Source organism: Xanthomonas citri pv. citri, assembly GCF_000961215.1.
GTDB lineage: Bacteria > Pseudomonadota > Gammaproteobacteria > Xanthomonadales > Xanthomonadaceae > Xanthomonas > Xanthomonas cissicola.
The window spans coordinates 2,146,884-2,163,156 of the sequence record NZ_CP008998.1 but is presented as its reverse complement, the minus strand read 5'-3'; the positions used below and the strand labels follow the sequence as shown (position 1 = coordinate 2,163,156).

Below are 16,273 nucleotides of genomic sequence, written 5' to 3'. Positions count from 1 at the left end.
CCGCGGACCGGGCTTTCCGCCCCTGACACCACTGCTGGAGCGGGGCCGCGGGCAGGATGCAGCCACTCCTTCACCAGCCACCGACCATGACCGAGCGCCGCCACGATATCGATGCCTTGCGCGTTTTCGCCTTCGCCCTGCTGATCCTCTACCACGTGGGCATGGCCTATGTGGCCGACTGGGGGTTCCACCTCAAGAGCGTGCACACGGCCGAGTGGTTGCAGTGGCCGATGATCGTGCTCAACCGGTGGCGAATGCCGTTGCTGTTCATGATCTCCGGCATTGCGATCGGATTGTCGCAGCCGCAAGCCGCGCCCTGGCGCTTCGCGCTGCGTCGCTGCGGGCGGTTGCTGCCGCCCTTGCTGTTCGGCATGTTCGTGGTGGTGGCGGTGCAGGCCTACTGCCAGGGCGTGAGCAACGGCAAGGTCGCCACCGGGTTCGGCAGCTTCCTGCTGCGCTACTGGCAGGTGCGCCCGTGGCCGGCCGGCAGTTTCGATGGTTGGGAACACGGCATCACCTGGAATCACCTGTGGTACCTGGCCTACCTGCTGCCCTACACCGTGGCGTTGATGGCGCTGGTGTCGCTGGCCAGGCTGGTGCGGCTGCCGGCCTTACCACCGCTTCCCGCCGCCGTGGCGGTGCCGGCCCTGCTGGTGTTGCCGATCCTGCGGGAGGCGTTCTGCGTGATGTGGGTGATGCCGCGGCATCCGCCGACCCATGCGTTGGTTGGCGACTGGTTCGTGCATGCCGAATCGTTCCCGCTCTTTCTCTTGGGCTATCTGCTGGCACGCAACCAACGCTTCTGGGCCTGGACCGTGCAACTGCGCTGGCCCACCCTGGGCTGCGCCCTGCTGGCGATCGGCACCGAACTATCGATCCGCTACGTCGGCAGGCACCTGCCTCCCGCACAACTCGACGCGCTGCTGGCAAGCCTGCCGTGGGACCGCATCGAACGCATCGCGCGTTCCGCCTATACCTGGCTCGCGCTGCTGACGCTTCTTGGCTGGGCCAGGCACCGCTTGAACCGACCGTACCGCTGGCTGCCGTATTGCACCGAAGCGGTGTTTCCCTGGTACATCCTGCATCAGAGCCTGATCATCGTGGCACTGTACTGGCTGGCCCCGCTACATCTGAATGCCTGGCTGGAGCCGGCGCTGGTGATCGCCGCAACCGTGGTCGGCTGCCTGGCACTGCATGAGTACGTGATCCGCCGGGTGGGTTGGCTGCGGCCGTTGTTTGGATTGCATCGCTCAGGCGCAAACGGCGCTCAACCGTTGCTGGCGACGGTGAAGAGGTCGACTTGACCGAATCCCCTGCAATTCCGGCTCAGACGTTGGCGAAGGAGATTGATCCAGCCATAGTTAGAGGTCTCCGGGCACACTAGCCCCCTAGGAGACAAACGATGCGCAAAGCAAGTTCACCGAGAGCCAGATCGTCGCCACGCTGAAGCAGGTCGAGGGCGGTCGCCAGGTCAAGGATGTCTGTCACGAGCTGGGCATTTCCGAGGCGACTTACTACGTCTGGAAGTCCAAGTACGACGGCATGGAGGCCGCTGATGTGCAACGCCTTCGCGACCTGGAGACGGAGCACAGCAAGCTCAAACGCGTGTACGCCGAGCTGGCGATGGAAAACCATGCATTGAAGGATGTCATCGTTAAAAAAGCTGTGGACCCGACGCACAAGCGGCCGCTTCTTGCCTGGCTCGTCGAGCAGCATGGCTGGAGCGAGCGTCGGGCCTGTTCGGTCGTTGGCCTAGCTCGCTCAACAGCGCGCTATCGGTGTCGTCCCGATCGCGACGAGGAGGTCATTGCGCTGTTGTCCGAATTGGCTGAGCGTTTCCCGAGCGTGGTTTTGGAAAGCTCTTTCAGATCATCCGCCGTCGTGGACATGTATGGAATCACAAAAGGGTCTGGCGTGTGCGCCTTAGCGATCGAAGTGGACCTGAATCTTCCAGCAGCCCGCGTCATCCGCACGTTGGAACGCAGCGCGGCCTGGCGCGGCTATCCGAACAAGCTTCGTTTGGACAACGGGCCGGAATTTGTCGCGTTGGACTTGACCGAGTGGGCTGAAAGGTTTCATCGAACGCTTCAGCGGCAGCTACAGGCGCGGCGTGCGGGACATGCATATATTCCGCGCGCTGAGCGAGGTCCGCGAACAGACCGAACACTGGCTTGCCGACTACAACCAACAGATCCCACACGACAGCCTGGGCGGACTAACGCCCGCTGAGTTCCGTGATCAACATCAACCGCAGACCTCTAGTTTTGGCTGGCATTGAATTATGGGGAGTCGACATAGCGATAGCCTTCCTTGCCCACCGCTTCGCCCAGCCGGTTGCCCAGGTCGAAGGTGAACTGCTGGCCGTTCTTGTTGCTCAGGTTGCCCTGCGCGTCGTAACCCATGCCCACTACGCTCGCGCCGGTCGTGGTCTCCGTCAGGTTGGTCAGATGGTTGGCGCTGTCGTAGTAGTAGTCGTAACTCGTCGTTCTCGTCACATGCGTACGCAGGTTGTCCTGTCCGTCGTAGCTGTGCCGGCGCCGCCGAAGCAGGGCGAACGGTTGCTCTGGCGATTACGATGATGAGATCCTTTGGCTCTCCTCACAGGGAGAGTGTGCCGCTCGCTTTTTGATGTCTTTCCAGCCGACGAAAGATCTTGATCTGCTTGCCAAGATCAGGATCATCCCGTAGCTCCAGCAGTTTCATCTTCGCCTTCGGCGATTTGGAGCGGATCAAGGCGATCAACAGCGGAGCGCGATCCAGCCCGAGACTCTTGTCGCCCAACAACCGGATCACATCGTCCAGCACCGTATCGTCCGCTGCGCCACTCAAGGCAAGCGCTGCCACATAACGGATTTCCGGCGCAAGGCTGAGGGTGTTCTTCTCGAAGATTTCAACGAGCTGATCCCAGTACTTGCGTGCATGGGGCGTTGCCAATTCTCGGAGTATTCCTTCTCGCACATCATCCGAATAAGAATATCCCAAGTGTTCAAGTAGCACAGGGACGGCCTCCGGATAAGACTTGCCATCCTTGCCGAGCTCGCCGATTGAATTTACATCAACGCCAGCCTGCCTCAATGCAGCAACCACAGGAGCACATTGTTCTGCATATTTCTCTACCGCCTTCTGACGAGCCTCCTCCTTGGCCGCCCTCATTGCAAGATAATCGTCCCATTTACCCTCAGCCTTAAGCTGCGCGTGATGCTCATCAAGAGTCATCCAGCCGGATTTATCTTTTTTCACGGAATATCCTTTATCACAATATCGCCTGCCGCTTCCGCTTGACGAAGCGGCCCTGAAAGTTTTGCGCCGGGCCTCACGTAGAGATAAAAATCAAACCCCTTGAGCTTGGCGTAATCAACATAGTCTCTTAGCTGCCTAGTATAGTCTAGGGACTGCTTGCTCTTAACTTCGCTGATTGTCCTGAGATCTTTATTCAATCCGTCAGCTATTCGAAGCCTTCCATTTACGACAAAAAATCCTTTCCCACCAATATTGTATGTGGCCCGTACGGCGTCCTCGCCCATCTTACCAAGCCTGACAGCCATCAAGCCGCCGCCCACCAGCTTGAAGCCAGCCCCTTCCGGCATATCGAGCAAGGGGTACCAGACATCATGCGCAATCGCACCGAAATCGGTAAGGCTTCCATCACCTGTAAGCCAGTTCCGATCGGTGAAAGCAGAGACGAATCCGTTGTTCGATGAGGTAGCCGCCAAGCCAGCATTGGCAGATCGTTTCTCCCCAGCAGCGCCGCCCTGGGTTGTGGAGCCCGAGTATCCGCCGCTTGCGCAGATGTTCGAGCCAGTGGGCTTTTCGCAGCGCCCATCCGGATCGGTAAACCGATAAGGGTTGTTGGCCGCATACCAATAACGATTGACGTTGGCACCGCTGCTGGTGTCAACGGTCATCGGATCGACCGACAGGAACCGCGGAATCGCCGGATCATAGTACCGCTGCTGCATGTAAATCAGCCCGGTCGCCGCATCCTCCACATGCCCCGTGAACCCCGGACCATCGTCCGGCGTCCCGTCGACCTGCGCACCGTACGGCTCATAAAACGTCCGCTCCACCACCTGCCCGGACGCGTTGGTCACCGCCACCGGCGAGCCCAGTGCGTCGGTATGGATGTATTCCACCGTTGTCTGCGCCACGGCGCTCGCCGAAACCAACAGCAAACCCAGTGCGGCTGCACGGACGCAATCGCGCAAACGCGCACTCAACCTTCCCATTTTCATCCATGGGCTCATGGCTGCACCATCCCGCTCCAGGCCGAGCAGCCGCTGCTGTTGCACGCGCGTACCCAGTACCGCAGCGGCGTGGCGGTGAGGGTGTCGCGGTAATTGGTGTCGGCGCCGCGGTAGTAGATGCTCGCCGACGCGCTACCCGGCTGGGCCTGCACTTCGTACGCCGTCGCCCCGCCTACCGCGTTCCAGATCACCTCGTTGTAGCGCTTGGCCGGGCGCACCTCGCGGTCCCAGTAGCTGGACGCCGCCACTCCACCCGGCACCGCCGGGATCGGCGGCGGCAGGCTCACCTGGATGCTGCCGCTGCCCGAGTACGGGCCGCAGCCGGCCGCGTTGCAACCGCGTGCACGGTAGCCGTAGGTGCCGTTGCCCTTGCCGCCAGCGCCCCAGGAAGTGCTAGCGGCGTTCTGCACTTCGCTCCAACCGCCGCCGTTGACCTGCTCTTCCAGGCGATAGCTGTCGGCCGTGGCCACCCCGCTCCAGCTCACCGTGTAATTGCCGGTGCTGCTGCTCCCCGGGACCGTCAGCGACGGTGCGCCCGAGGGCGGATACAGCACCGAGACCGTCGCGGTGCCGGAATAGCCGCCACAACCGGCGCCATTGCAGGCACGCGCGCGGTAACCATAGTTGCCCGCGGCCTTGCCCGAGAATGCGGTGCTGGTCGTGGCCGTTTCCTGCACCTGCGTCCAGCCGCCGCCGTTGGCGCTTTCTTCCAGCCGGTAACTGGCGGCGCCGCTCACCGCGCTCCACGCCACCGTGTAGCTGCCGCCCAGGCTCTGGCCCGGGGCCGACAGGCTCGGGGTTCCGCCAGGGGGATAGAACGCCTGCACCGTGGTGTGGTGCCCGAGTACGGTCCGCAGCCGGCCGGGTTGCAGCCACGGGCGCGGTACCCATAGGTGCCCGCGGGTTTGCCGGTATACGCCCTGCTGGTGGCGGCCGCGCTCTGCACCTCGCTCCAGCCGCCGCCGTTGACGCTCTCTTCCAGACGGTAGGTGTCCGCACCCGCCGGGCCGCTCCAGCCCACCGTGTAGGTGCCGTTGGGCGCTTGCGCCGGGGCAGTGAGCGCCGGGGCGCTGGACGGCGGCAGTTGCACGGTCGACGTGGCCGCCGCGCTCCAACCGCTGCACGCCGCCGCCTGGCACGCGCGCACCCGATAGCTGTAGCTGCCGCCCGGCTTGCCGCTGGCCGACCAGGTCTGTGAGGCACCGCTGTAGGTGCCACTCCAGGCGCCGCCATTGGCCTGCTCCTGCAGCTCGTAGCTGGTGGCGAAGGCCACTGCGTTCCAGCTGACGGTGTAACTGCCGTTGCTGCTGTAGCTGGGCACCGACAGCGTCGGCGTCACCGGCGCCACCACCGTGGTCAGCTTGGCGACCAGGCTACCGTTGAGGCTGACGTACTCGATGGTCTTGCCCTGGCGCTCGTTGTTCTGCCGGCGCAGCACCCCGTCCTGGCCGTAGAAGGACAGGATCCGGCTGCCACCGGCCGTGCCCGACTGCACCCGACGGCCATGACCGTCATAGCGATAGCCTTCCTTGCCCACCGCTTCGCGCAGCCGGTTGCCCAGGTCGAAGGTGAACTGCTGGCCGTTCTTGTTGCTCAGGTTGCCCTGCGCGTCGTAGCTCAACCCCACCGTCGTGGCGCCGCTGTCGGTGGTGACGTTGCTCAGCCGGTTATTGGCGTCGTACCAGTAGTTGTGTTCCTTCCTGCCCAACAGCTTGGCGCTGCGCACGTTGTCCAGCGCGTCGTAGCTGTAGCGCATCACGCCGTCGCCGCCGAAGGCGCTGGAGGAGGTCTTGGTCAGACGCTCCAGGGTGTCGTACTCCATCGTGCGCGTGCGCGCGCCGTCGAGGGCGTCGCCGATGCGCGCCACGTTGCCGGACGCATCGTAGTCGTAGCTGTTGTCCAGCACGCCGCCTCCATCCACCACGCGGGCCGGAAGTTGACGGGCGTTCTGGGTCATGCCGTGCACCAGCCCGTTGCCGTAGGCGAACTGCTGCATGCCACCATTTGGGTAGTAGCGCACCGCCGTTGCGTAGGGACCGGCCTGGGTCGGCTGCCCCAGCGCGTTGGGCGCATAGTCGACGTAGAGCCCGCTCGGATAGGTGATGCCGGACAGCGCGCCGTTGGCGTCGTAACCATAGCCCAGCGACCACAGCGCACCGCCGCTCTGCTGCAGGCTCTCGCTGACCAGCAGCCGGCGCTTGTTGTAGCCGTAGGTGTTGACGATCTGGCTGGCGCCGCCATCGTTGGCGGTCACGATCTGCGTGGGCAGGCCATCGCTGGTGTAGTTCCAGGTCTGGTTGCCGTTGCCGTCGGGGAAGGTCAACGACCGGATCCGGTTGCGCGCGTCGTAGCTGCGGTCGACGCGGCGACCGGAGGCATAGGCGGTGCTGGTGTCGCACGCCGTGGGACTCGGCAACGCCAGGCCGCCGGCGCTCCACACCAGGTTGCCGGCGGCGTCGTAGCCATTGGCGGTGGCACCGGTCTCCGGCTCGATGGTCTTGCACACCTGTTGCATGTCGTCGTAGACGTAGCTACGGGTCACCGATTGGGTCTGGTCCGCGTTGCGCCGGCGCAGCGACAGCGGCTTGCCGAACACATCGCGCGCGATCTCGGTGAATGCGCCCTCCGGATGCTGGATCGCCACCGGCGCGTCATAGACGGGTTGGTCGAAGGCCTGGTAGCTGGTCAGCGTCTGTTGGCCCCGCGGGCCGGTCACGCGGGTCCGGTTGCCCGCCAGATAGTCGGTCAGGGTCGTCAGCAGCCCCAGCTCGCTGTCCTGCGAGACCGACGTAGTCCGGCCCAGTGCGTCGTAGCCGGTCCATACGCCGGTACTGAGCGCGTCGTTGGCACCTGCGTAGGAGGCGAACACCTGGCGTCCCGCATGGTCGTAGGCGAAGCGCTGGAACCGCTGGGTCGCACCCACCGCGGCAAGGTCGTACTCGCGCGTCACGATCGGCTGCCAGAAGGCGTCGAAATACGTCTCCTTGCGCGCGTTGCCGGTGGCCACGGTCTGCCGCCAATGCCCGGCGCCCAGCCCGTATTCGGTACCTGCGACCTGCTGGAAGCTCTGCGTGGTGGCGTTCCAGGCACTGCTGTCGCCGTCGGGATAGGCGATGCTCGCAATGCGGCCCATCACGTCGTAGCCGTAGCGGGTCACATAGCCGTTCTCGTCGGTCGCCGAGGCGATCCAGCCGTTGTCGTCGACGCTGGCCGACACGGTGCTGCCATCGGCATAGGCGATCGCCTGCGGCATGCCGCGCTTCCACGACGACAGCGTGGTGGTTGCGTTGTTGCCATCCTTGACCGTGGCTACCGTGCCGTCGGCGTTGTAGCTCAACGTCTGCTGCAGCTTGCCGAACGCCCAGCGCTGCACCGGCAGCGCCCTGTCGTCGTAGCCCACCTGCGACACCACCCGGCCGCTATCGCCATTGGTGACCTTCGCGGTCTGGCCCAGTACCCACCGCGACAGATGGTCGTAATACTCGGTGGCATCGGTGCGGTTGCCGCCAGGCCCAGAGCGGGTGACGCTGAGCGCACGGGCCAAACCATCGAAGGCATTGACGACTGCCTGGTAGGTGGTGCCGTCCTGCACGATGACCGTCTTGTTCTCCGGCCGCGGGTATTCGGACACGAACCCGTCGCCACGCCATTGCGGGCTGCGCGCGATCGGCTGCACGTACGGCATGCCCGTCTGCGCCAATGCATAGCTGGTGGTGGTCACGCTGGCGCTGGCCGCCGAGGCGGCGCCACGCTCGACCTTGAGCAGCTTGCCTTCGTTGTAGCGGTAGCTGTTGCCGTGGGTGTAGCGCGTCCACTCGCCGGACGGCGCGGTCACCGTGGTCACCGCCGTGCCGGCGCAATCGTCCGACAGGCAGGTGGGCGCGGCGCAGTTGCCGGAGGTGCACACCGGCCCGGTGCCGGGCGCGAAGGAGATTTGCGCGGTGTAGTCGTACTGCCACTGCAACGGCGCGACGCCGGGACCGGACAGGGTCTTGTTGACCAGCGAGAACGCGTCGTAGGCCCACGGATAGACGGCGACGTCGTCGTTGGGATCGTTGCTGGGCGTGGTGTATTCGTTACAGACCCGCGGCACGTTGCTGCGCCCATGCCGCCAGGGCTGCACCGCGAACGTGCCCACCGCGCCGGACGGATGGGTCACGCTGCCGCTGAAGCCGCCGCTGATCACACCGCCCGGATCGCCGCAGGCGCGCACCGGATCGCCGGCCTGGCCCTTCTCGTAGCGGATGAGCGCGTTGGACAGCGCGGCCAGATCGAACCGCCACTGGCTGCCATCGGGCAGCGTCACGCTGGACAGGTGCTTGTCCACACCCGATCCGCTGTACGCATAGCTCCACGTGCGCGTGCCCACGCTGACGCTCTGGATCTGCCCGCTGCCGTTGTAGGCCAGCGTCATCCGCCGGCCGTCGCCGCTAGCGATCGCGGTCAACCGCGCCGGCGCGTTCCAGGCGTTGGCATAGTCGTAGGTCACCCAGTTGCCGTGCCGGTCTTCGATCCGGGTCGCGTACAGCACGTTGGTGCGGCGCGCCAGGTAGTGGGTGGCTCCGCTCTTGACCGTCCCCTTGAGCGAGGGCTCGTGATATTGCGCCATCCAGTCGAACCAGTAGCGCGTGCCGTCGGCGGTGGTGGCCAGGAAGCCCTGCCCGCTGCCGTTCTTCAGCGCGCCCAGGCACGCGAACACCGTGCGGCCGGCCGTGGTCCAGTAATACGGGCCGCCGCTGGCCGGACGCGCGCCGTCCTGGCCGAGCACCAGCATCTCGCCGCCACCGGGCATGTCCGCGCGCAGGCCGTGCCAGTAGTCGGGTGCGTAGAAGTATTTGTCGCCAACCTGCACCGTCGGCGGTGCCGCGGCCTCCACCGACGGTACCGCACACCGTGCATCGGGCCAGTCGCTGGCGAAGCTGCCCGACAGCCGCGGCACGTCCAGGTCCCAATCGGCGAAGGGCAGATCGTGATATGGCACGTCCGTGCGCACATCGACTTGGAACGTTCGCGCCACCGCCACCGGCAACGCGTCATTGCCCGGCAACTCGACGTCGGCGTGCCGGAACGACAGCGCGCCGCTGACCAGATCGACCTGGTCGCCGAGCAGCGTCGGCCCCAGCGCCGCGATCGTGGAGCGCTTGCCGATCAGCTTGTCGTACTCCTCCCAGGGCGCCTTCGCGTCGTCCTGCGCCAGCGCCTGACCACACGCCATCCCCACCACCACCACGACGCCCATCAGGCGTGACGCTTGCTTGAACACGTTGTTCCTTGTCCTTGAACGACCGACAGCACGAAAATCACGCCGTACAGTCGCGCAAAGGCGCTGCAACGGCTCCCGTTACACGGTCCACATCCTGTCGGTGCGCTCGCCGTGCAGGCAGACACGGCGTTGCATGCCAGACGGCTCTGGCAGTGCGCAGCGAGGTTTGCAGTGCCCTCATGGACACGCAGCGACGCCCGACAGGCAGCGACGACGCCTGCAGCATGCGCTTGCACATCCAATGACCAGACCGACACAACCGACCGTGCTCCCCAGCGCGGCAGCCATCGGGAGCTTCTCAGCAACATTTACGAAATGCAATAGCGGTCTCATCGGCAACAGCCCTGCCATGGCTACGCCGGATTCCGGCGATGTGTTACGCCAACGCCACCGGCTCGCAATGCTCCACGATCAACTGCACTGCCGTGCCGCCGCGATAGTCGTCGGCGACCAACCGATAGGCCAGCCGCACCAAGCGCGCGGGATCGCTGCCGCGCCAACCGTTGAAGTGGATGGCATTGAGCGGTTCCGCGCGTCCGGGGCACCGCAGTGTCAACTTGAGATGGCGTTCCTTGAGCACGCGGTGCTGCAGCACCTCGAACTGACCATCGAACAGCGGCTCGGGAAAGCCCTGCCCCCATGGACCGGCCACGCGCAGCGCTTCGGCGTGCAGGTGATCGAGTTCGTGCGCGGCCAGTTCGCCGTCGCTATGCAATTGGGCATGCAGCAGCGAGGCATCCACCATCGCCGTCACCTGCGCCTGGAAGGCCTGCTCGAACGTGGCCAATGCCGCATGGTCGATACTCAACCCGGCCGCCATCGCATGGCCGCCGAACTTCTGGATCAATCCGGGATGCCGCGCGTCCACCGCCGCCAGCACATCGCGGATATGCAGGCCGGGAATCGAACGCGCCGAACCCCGCAACTGGCTGCTGCCCGGCTCGGCCGGTGCCAGCGCGATCACCGGACGGTGCAGGCGGTCCTTGAGTTTGGAGGCCACCAGACCGATCACGCCCGGGTGCCATTCGGCATCGAACAGGCATGCGGCGATCGGCAATGCACCATCGCCATCCAGCACCACCTTGGTGACGGCGTGCTCGGCATCGTCGGTCATCAACTGCTGCACCGCGCGGCGTTCGGCGTTGATCTCTTCCAGCGTGCCGGCAATCTCGCGGGCCTGGCTCCAGTCTTCGCTGAGCAACAGTTCGATACCCAGCGCCATGTCCTCGAGCCGCCCGGCGGCATTGAGGCGTGGCCCGAGCGCAAACCCGATATCGCTGGCGCTCAGCCGCGCCACATCGCGGCCGCTGGCATCGATCAAGGCACGCAACCCGATGCAGCCCTTGCCCTCGCGCAGGCGACGCAATCCAGCCGACACCAGCGCACGGTTATTGGTGTCCAGCGGTACCAAATCGGCAACGGTGCCGACTGCGACCAGATCCAGCAGCACCGACAGGTCAGGCTCGGCACGCTGGGCGAAGGCGCCGCGTGCGCGCAACACCTGTCGCAATGCCAACAACACGTAAAAGATCACCCCGACCCCGGCCAGGGTCTTGCTGGGGAAGGTGTCTTCGGCCAGGTTCGGGTCGACGATCGCATCGGCCGGCGGCAGCACCTCGCCCGGCAGATGGTGATCGGTGACCAGCACCGTCCAGCCGCGCGCTTTGGCTGCGGCGACGCCAGCGTGACAGGCGATGCCGTGATCGACGGTGACCAGCACATCCGGCTGCAACCCCGCCAGTTCGTCGACCAACGCAGGCGACAAGCCATAGCCATGCACCATGCGATTGGGCACGGCGTGGTGCACATCCAGCGCACCGAGCATGCGCAGGCCGCGCACACCGACGGCACAGGCGGTGGCACCATCGCAGTCGAAATCGCCCACCACCAGAATGCGCCGTTGCTGCGCGATCGCGTCGGCCAGTAGCTCGGCGGCCACGCCGCTGTTGTGCAGCAATTCCGGCGACAACAGCTGGCCCAGTCGCGGCTGCGCGCCTTGCGCATCGGTGACACCGCGCGCTGCATAGATGCGGCGCAGCAGCGGCAACATGGTATCGGGCCAACTGCCGGCCTGCCCGGAGGAGCGCCGGACGATCCGCGGACTCGAAGTCATTGCGCCAGCTGTACCCGCGGCTTGCGCCAGAAACGCCAGCGCTGGGCGTGCGTGAGCGACACGCTTTCGCCGTCCTGGAAGTCCAACACCAACCGATCCAGTTCGCCGCGCGCCATCGCCGCCAACAGCGGCGCCACCGCATCGTCGCTGAACTGCTGCAGCGAACGCAGATGACGCAGATCCACCAGCGCATCGACGCGTTGTTCGCCCTGCGCGTCGGCACCTGCCGCCAGCGCCAGCGCGCGCAGCAGCGATTCACGGCTGCGCACCTGGCGATGCGGCGAACTCACCGCGTGCGGCAGGACGCCGCCACCCCAGAACCACAGCGAATTGATGGCCGGCTTGCCGCTGGCGATGCGGCCTTCATTCCACGGATGTTGATGCAGCAGCACCTGCGCCTCGGTCAGCAAGGCCCGCCAACGGCGGCCGCTATCGCCGGCCGGCAGGTGCTCGAACAAGTCGTCGCCAATGGCGATATCGGGCGGCGCGAAGTCCGGCAATTTCGCATCCGGCGACAGGCGCAGATACCAACGCGATGGCGTGGGCGCGTCCAACAGAAAACCAGCATCGCCGAACATCGGCTTGAGGATGGGCAAGAGCACCGCCAGATCGTCGGCGGTGGGACCGAGCGCCTCGCCGTAGCCCATCAACCGCGCGCCCTGCATATCCGGCACCACATAGGCCGGATCCGCGCGCACCCAGGTGGCGCCGGCGGCATCGCCGGCATCCAGCTGGCGCGTCAACGCGGCCACCGGCCAGTGCGCCGGAGTCAGACTGAAATGGCGCTGCAATTGCGCCACTTCGCCGGCGTCGGCGGTGTGCCCGTCGGCGCGCGCAAGCGCACGCGCCACTGCCGTATCGCCCAGGGTTCCGGGCAGGCGGCGTTTTTCCGGCAGCAGCAATGTGGCGGTGGTCATCGCGCAGTGATGCCGGTCAGTCCAGGTAGGCGACGCTGACGACTTCGTACTCGCGCTGGCCGGCCGGCGCATCGATGGTGACCGAATCGCCTTCCAGCTTGCCGATCAGCGCACGCGCCAACGGCGAGGAGATCGCGATCAGGCCCATCTTGATGTCCGCTTCCAGATCGCCAACGATCTGGTAGCGCTTCTCTTCGTCGGTCTCGGTATCGGCCAGCGTCACCGTGGCGCCGAACACGATCTTGGTGCCGGCCGACAACTTGGTGATGTCGATGATTTCGGCATGCGACAGCTCGCTTTCCAGCTGCTTGATGCGGCCTTCGATAAAGCTCTGTTGCTCGCGCGCCGCATGGTATTCGGCGTTTTCCTTCAGATCGCCATGCGCACGCGCTTCGGCGATCGCATTGATCACCTCCGGGCGCTTGACCGACTTCAGGTGTTCCAGCTCTTCGCGCAGGCGCTGCGCGCCCTTCGATGTCATGGGTGCTCTCATGCTTCCAGCTCCTTGTGCAGTTCCTGCAGCGACCACACGGGGCCGGTGCCGCGGAATTCCAGCGATTGCACCAGCGCCTTGGCGCCGGCGACAGTGGTCGAATAGGTCACGCGATGCTGCAGCGCTTCGCGGCGGATCGAGAACGAATCCGAAATGGCAGCGCGACCTTCAGTGGTGTTGACGATGTAGACGATCTCACCGTTCTTGATCGAATCGACGATGTGCGGGCGGCCTTCGGCCACCTTGTTGACGATTTCGCAGCTCAGTCCGTTCTGCTGCAGCCAGGCACCGGTACCGCGCGTGGCCACCAGCGTGAAGCCACGCTCCACCAGCGCCTGCGCCACCGGCAGCACGCGTTGCTTGTCCGGGTCGCGCACCGAGACGAAGGCCTTGCCCAGCGGCGGCGCCTTGATGCCACCGGCTTCCTGCGCGCGTGCGAACGCAGCGCTGAAGCTGCGGCCCACGCCCATCACCTCACCGGTGGAGCGCATCTCCGGCCCGAGGATCGGGTCCACGCCCTGGAACTTGGCGAACGGGAAGATCGCTTCCTTCACCGAGTAGTAGTCCGGCACGATTTCCTTGGTGGCGCCCTGCTCGGCCAGCGTCTTGCCGGCCATGCAACGCGCGGCGATCTTGGCCAGCGGCATGCCGATCGCCTTGGACACGAACGGCACCGTGCGCGAGGCACGCGGGTTCACTTCCAGCAGGTACACGATGTCGTCGCCCGCCTCGTTGACCTGCACCGCGAACTGGGTGTTCATCAGGCCGACTACGTTCAAGCCTTCGGCCAGCATCACCACCTGGCGACGCAGCTCGGCCTGGGTCTGCGGCGAGAGCGAATACGGCGGCAGCGAGCAGGACGAATCGCCCGAATGCACGCCGGCTTCTTCGATGTGTTCCATCACCCCGCCGATCAGCACGTTACCGTCCTTGTCGGCAATGATGTCCACGTCCACTTCCACCGCGTTGTCGAGGAAGCGGTCCAGCAGCACCGGCGAATCGTTGGAGACCTTGACCGCATCGCGCACGTAGCGCGCCAGGTCGGACTCGCCGTAGACGATTTCCATCGCACGGCCGCCCAGCACGTAGCTCGGGCGCACCACCAGCGGGTAGCCGATTTCGCGTGCCAGCACCAAGGCTTCTTCGGCATTGCGGGCGATGCGATTCGGCGGCTGCTTCAGGCCGAGCTTGTCGACCAGCTGCTGGAAACGCTCACGGTCTTCGGCCAGGTCGATCGAGTCCGGCGAGGTGCCGATCACCGGCACGCCGTTGGCTTCCAGCGCACGCGCCAGCTTCAGCGGAGTCTGGCCGCCGTACTGCACGATCACGCCCTTGGGTTTTTCCAGCTCGACGATTTCCAGCACGTCTTCCAGCGTCAGCGGCTCGAAGTACAGACGGTCGGAGGTGTCGTAATCGGTGGAGACGGTTTCCGGATTGCAGTTGACCATGATGGTTTCGAAGCCATCATCGCGCAGCGCCAGTGCCGCGTGCACGCAGCAGTAATCGAACTCGATGCCCTGGCCGATGCGGTTGGGGCCACCGCCCAGGATCATGATCTTGTCGCGATCGGTCGGCAGCGCCTCGCATTCGTCCTCGTAGGTCGAATACAGATACGCCGTGCTGGTGGCGAATTCGGCAGCGCACGAATCCACGCGCTTGTAGACCGGGCGTACCTTCAGCGCGCGGCGCAGCGTGCGTACCGATTCTTCGTTGCTGCCGATCAGCTGCGCCATGCGCGCATCGGAGAAACCGGCACGCTTGAGCATGCGCAGGCGCGGTGCATCCAGCGCCGCCATGCCGTCGTCGGCCAACTGCTGTTCGTGGCTGACGATTTCTTCGATCTGGTCCAGGAACCAGGGGTCGATGAACGACAGCGCATACACATCGGCCACCGTCATGCCGGCACGGAAGGCATCGGCGACGTAGAACAAGCGCTCCGGGCCCGGTGCCTTCAGTTCGCGCTTGAGCGTGGCGATGTCGTCCTCGCTGCTCAGGTCCAGGCCGGTCGGATCCAGGCCGATCTTGCCGGTTTCCAGGCCACGCAGCGCTTTCTGCAGCGATTCGGAGAAGGTGCGGCCCATCGCCATCACCTCGCCCACCGACTTCATCTGCGTGGTCAGGCGCGCATCGGCCTGCGGGAATTTTTCGAACGCAAAGCGCGGAATCTTGGTGACCACATAGTCGATCGACGGCTCGAACGAGGCCGGGGTCAGACCGCCGGTGATCTCGTTCTTCAATTCGTCCAGCGTGTAGCCCACGGCCAGCTTGGCGGCGACCTTGGCGATCGGGAAGCCGGTGGCCTTGGAGGCCAGCGCCGAGGAACGCGACACGCGCGGATTCATTTCGATGACGACCACGCGGCCGGTGGTCGGGCTGATGCCGAACTGCACATTCGAGCCGCCGGTATCCACGCCGATCTTGCGCAACACCGCGATCGAGGCATCGCGCAGGCGCTGGTATTCCTTGTCGGTGAGCGTCTGCGCCGGCGCAACGGTGATCGAGTCGCCGGTGTGCACACCCATCGGGTCGAGGTTTTCGATGGCGCACACGATGATGCAGTTGTCCGCGGTGTCGCGCACCACTTCCATCTCGAATTCTTTCCAACCCAGCACCGACTCTTCCACCAGCACTTCGGTGGTCGGCGATAGTTCCAGGCCGCGGCCAACGATCTCGATCAGCTCTTCGCGGTTGTAGGCGATGCCGCCACCGCTACCGCCCAGGGTGAAGCTGGGGCGGATGATGGTCGGGTAACCGACGCGGGTCTGGATCTCCAGCGCTTCTTCCAGCGTGTGGGCAACCGCCGCCGTCGGGCAGTCCAGGCCGATCTCGCCCATCGCCACGCGGAACAGCTCGCGGTCTTCGGCCATGCGGATCGCTTCGCGCTTGGCGCCGATCAGCTCGACGTTGTACTTCTCCAGCACCCCGTGGTCGGCCAGGTCCAGCGCGCAGTTCAGCGCGGTCTGGCCGCCCATGGTCGGCAGCAGGGCATCGGGCTTTTCCTTGGCGATGATCTTTTCGACCGTCTGCCAGTTGATCGGCTCGATGTACACGGCGTCGGCCATGTTCGGGTCGGTCATGATGGTGGCCGGATTGCTGTTGACCAGCACCACGCGGTAACCCTCGTCGCGCAGCGCCTTGCACGCCTGCGCGCCGGAGTAGTCGAACTCGCAGGCCTGGCCGATGACGATCGGGCCGGCGCCGATGATCAGGATGGTTTCTAGGTCGGTGCGCTTTGGCATGGGG

Annotated in this window: 10 protein-coding genes and 1 pseudogene; 2 read left to right on the top strand and 9 right to left on the bottom strand. The window is 65.2% G+C overall.

Features of this window, described 5'->3' with window-relative positions; translation table 11 throughout:
* Positions 1 to 86: 86 nt before the first annotated feature.
* Together AMD14_RS09980 and AMD14_RS23230 are read left to right on the top strand one after the other, a co-directional pair.
* Positions 87 to 1,304 (top strand): acyltransferase family protein, encoded by a 1,218-nt coding sequence (locus AMD14_RS09980; protein ID WP_015463113.1) that lies wholly within the window; start codon positions 87 to 89, stop codon positions 1,302 to 1,304.
* A 127-nt stretch (positions 1,305 to 1,431) separates the two neighbouring features.
* Positions 1,432 to 2,278: pseudogene (locus tag AMD14_RS23230) on the top strand (integrase core domain-containing protein).
* Position 2,279: 1 nt separating this feature from the next.
* Here the strand turns inward: AMD14_RS23230 and AMD14_RS09965 are convergent.
* The 9 genes from AMD14_RS09965 to carB all read right to left on the bottom strand — a co-directional run bounded on the left by AMD14_RS09965 (position 2,280) and on the right by carB (position 16,269).
* A complete protein-coding gene (locus AMD14_RS09965) occupies positions 2,280 to 2,495 on the bottom strand; it encodes a hypothetical protein (protein WP_011051195.1) in 216 nt (71 codons plus the stop codon).
* A gap of 103 nt (positions 2,496 to 2,598) precedes the next feature.
* Complete coding sequence (locus tag AMD14_RS09960) at positions 2,599 to 3,216, bottom strand: hypothetical protein (RefSeq protein WP_011051194.1); 618 nt, start codon at positions 3,214 to 3,216, stop codon at positions 2,599 to 2,601.
* A gap of 20 nt (positions 3,217 to 3,236) precedes the next feature.
* Positions 3,237 to 4,244 carry an RHS repeat-associated core domain-containing protein gene (locus AMD14_RS09955; RefSeq protein ID WP_015463110.1) on the bottom strand — a complete coding sequence of 336 codons (1,008 nt, stop codon included), beginning with the start codon at positions 4,242 to 4,244 and terminating at the stop codon, positions 3,237 to 3,239.
* Entirely contained in the window at positions 4,241 to 5,071 is an 831-nt protein-coding gene (locus tag AMD14_RS09950) for a phage tail protein (protein WP_015472237.1), read from the bottom strand. Before AMD14_RS09950 ends, AMD14_RS09955 begins: the two co-directional genes overlap by 4 nt.
* Positions 4,978 to 9,483, bottom strand: a complete 4,506-nt coding sequence (locus tag AMD14_RS09945; protein ID WP_040151920.1) for an RHS repeat domain-containing protein — start codon at positions 9,481 to 9,483, stop codon at positions 4,978 to 4,980. The genes AMD14_RS09950 and AMD14_RS09945 overlap by 94 nt, the downstream gene beginning before the upstream one ends.
* A gap of 400 nt (positions 9,484 to 9,883) precedes the next feature.
* Positions 9,884 to 11,620, bottom strand: coding sequence for a single-stranded-DNA-specific exonuclease RecJ (gene recJ / locus AMD14_RS09940; protein ID WP_011051190.1), 1,737 nt, complete (start codon positions 11,618 to 11,620; stop codon positions 9,884 to 9,886).
* Entirely contained in the window at positions 11,617 to 12,537 is a 921-nt protein-coding gene (locus AMD14_RS09935) for a hypothetical protein (protein ID WP_005915426.1), read from the bottom strand. The genes recJ and AMD14_RS09935 overlap by 4 nt, the downstream gene beginning before the upstream one ends.
* 16 nt (positions 12,538 to 12,553) lie before the next feature.
* Entirely contained in the window at positions 12,554 to 13,018 is a 465-nt protein-coding gene (greA, locus tag AMD14_RS09930) for a transcription elongation factor GreA (RefSeq protein WP_003486289.1), read from the bottom strand.
* An 8-nt stretch (positions 13,019 to 13,026) separates the two neighbouring features.
* Entirely contained in the window at positions 13,027 to 16,269 is a 3,243-nt protein-coding gene (gene carB, locus AMD14_RS09925) for a carbamoyl-phosphate synthase large subunit (protein WP_011051189.1), read from the bottom strand.
* Positions 16,270 to 16,273: the final 4 nt, after the last annotated feature.

Coding starts and splice junctions, on each gene's coding strand:
- AMD14_RS09980 (WP_015463113.1), top strand. CDS start 87: ATGACCGAGCGCCGCCACGATATCGATGCCTTGCGCGTTTTCGCCTTC.
- AMD14_RS09960 (WP_011051194.1), bottom strand. CDS start 3,216: ATGACTCTTGATGAGCATCACGCGCAGCTTAAGGCTGAGGGTAAATGG.
- AMD14_RS09955 (WP_015463110.1), bottom strand. CDS start 4,244: ATGAGCCCATGGATGAAAATGGGAAGGTTGAGTGCGCGTTTGCGCGAT.
- AMD14_RS09945 (WP_040151920.1), bottom strand. CDS start 9,483: ATGGGCGTCGTGGTGGTGGTGGGGATGGCGTGTGGTCAGGCGCTGGCG.
- recJ (WP_011051190.1), bottom strand. CDS start 11,620: ATGACTTCGAGTCCGCGGATCGTCCGGCGCTCCTCCGGGCAGGCCGGC.
- AMD14_RS09935 (WP_005915426.1), bottom strand. CDS start 12,537: ATGACCACCGCCACATTGCTGCTGCCGGAAAAACGCCGCCTGCCCGGA.
- greA (WP_003486289.1), bottom strand. CDS start 13,018: ATGACATCGAAGGGCGCGCAGCGCCTGCGCGAAGAGCTGGAACACCTG.
- carB (WP_011051189.1), bottom strand. CDS start 16,269: ATGCCAAAGCGCACCGACCTAGAAACCATCCTGATCATCGGCGCCGGC.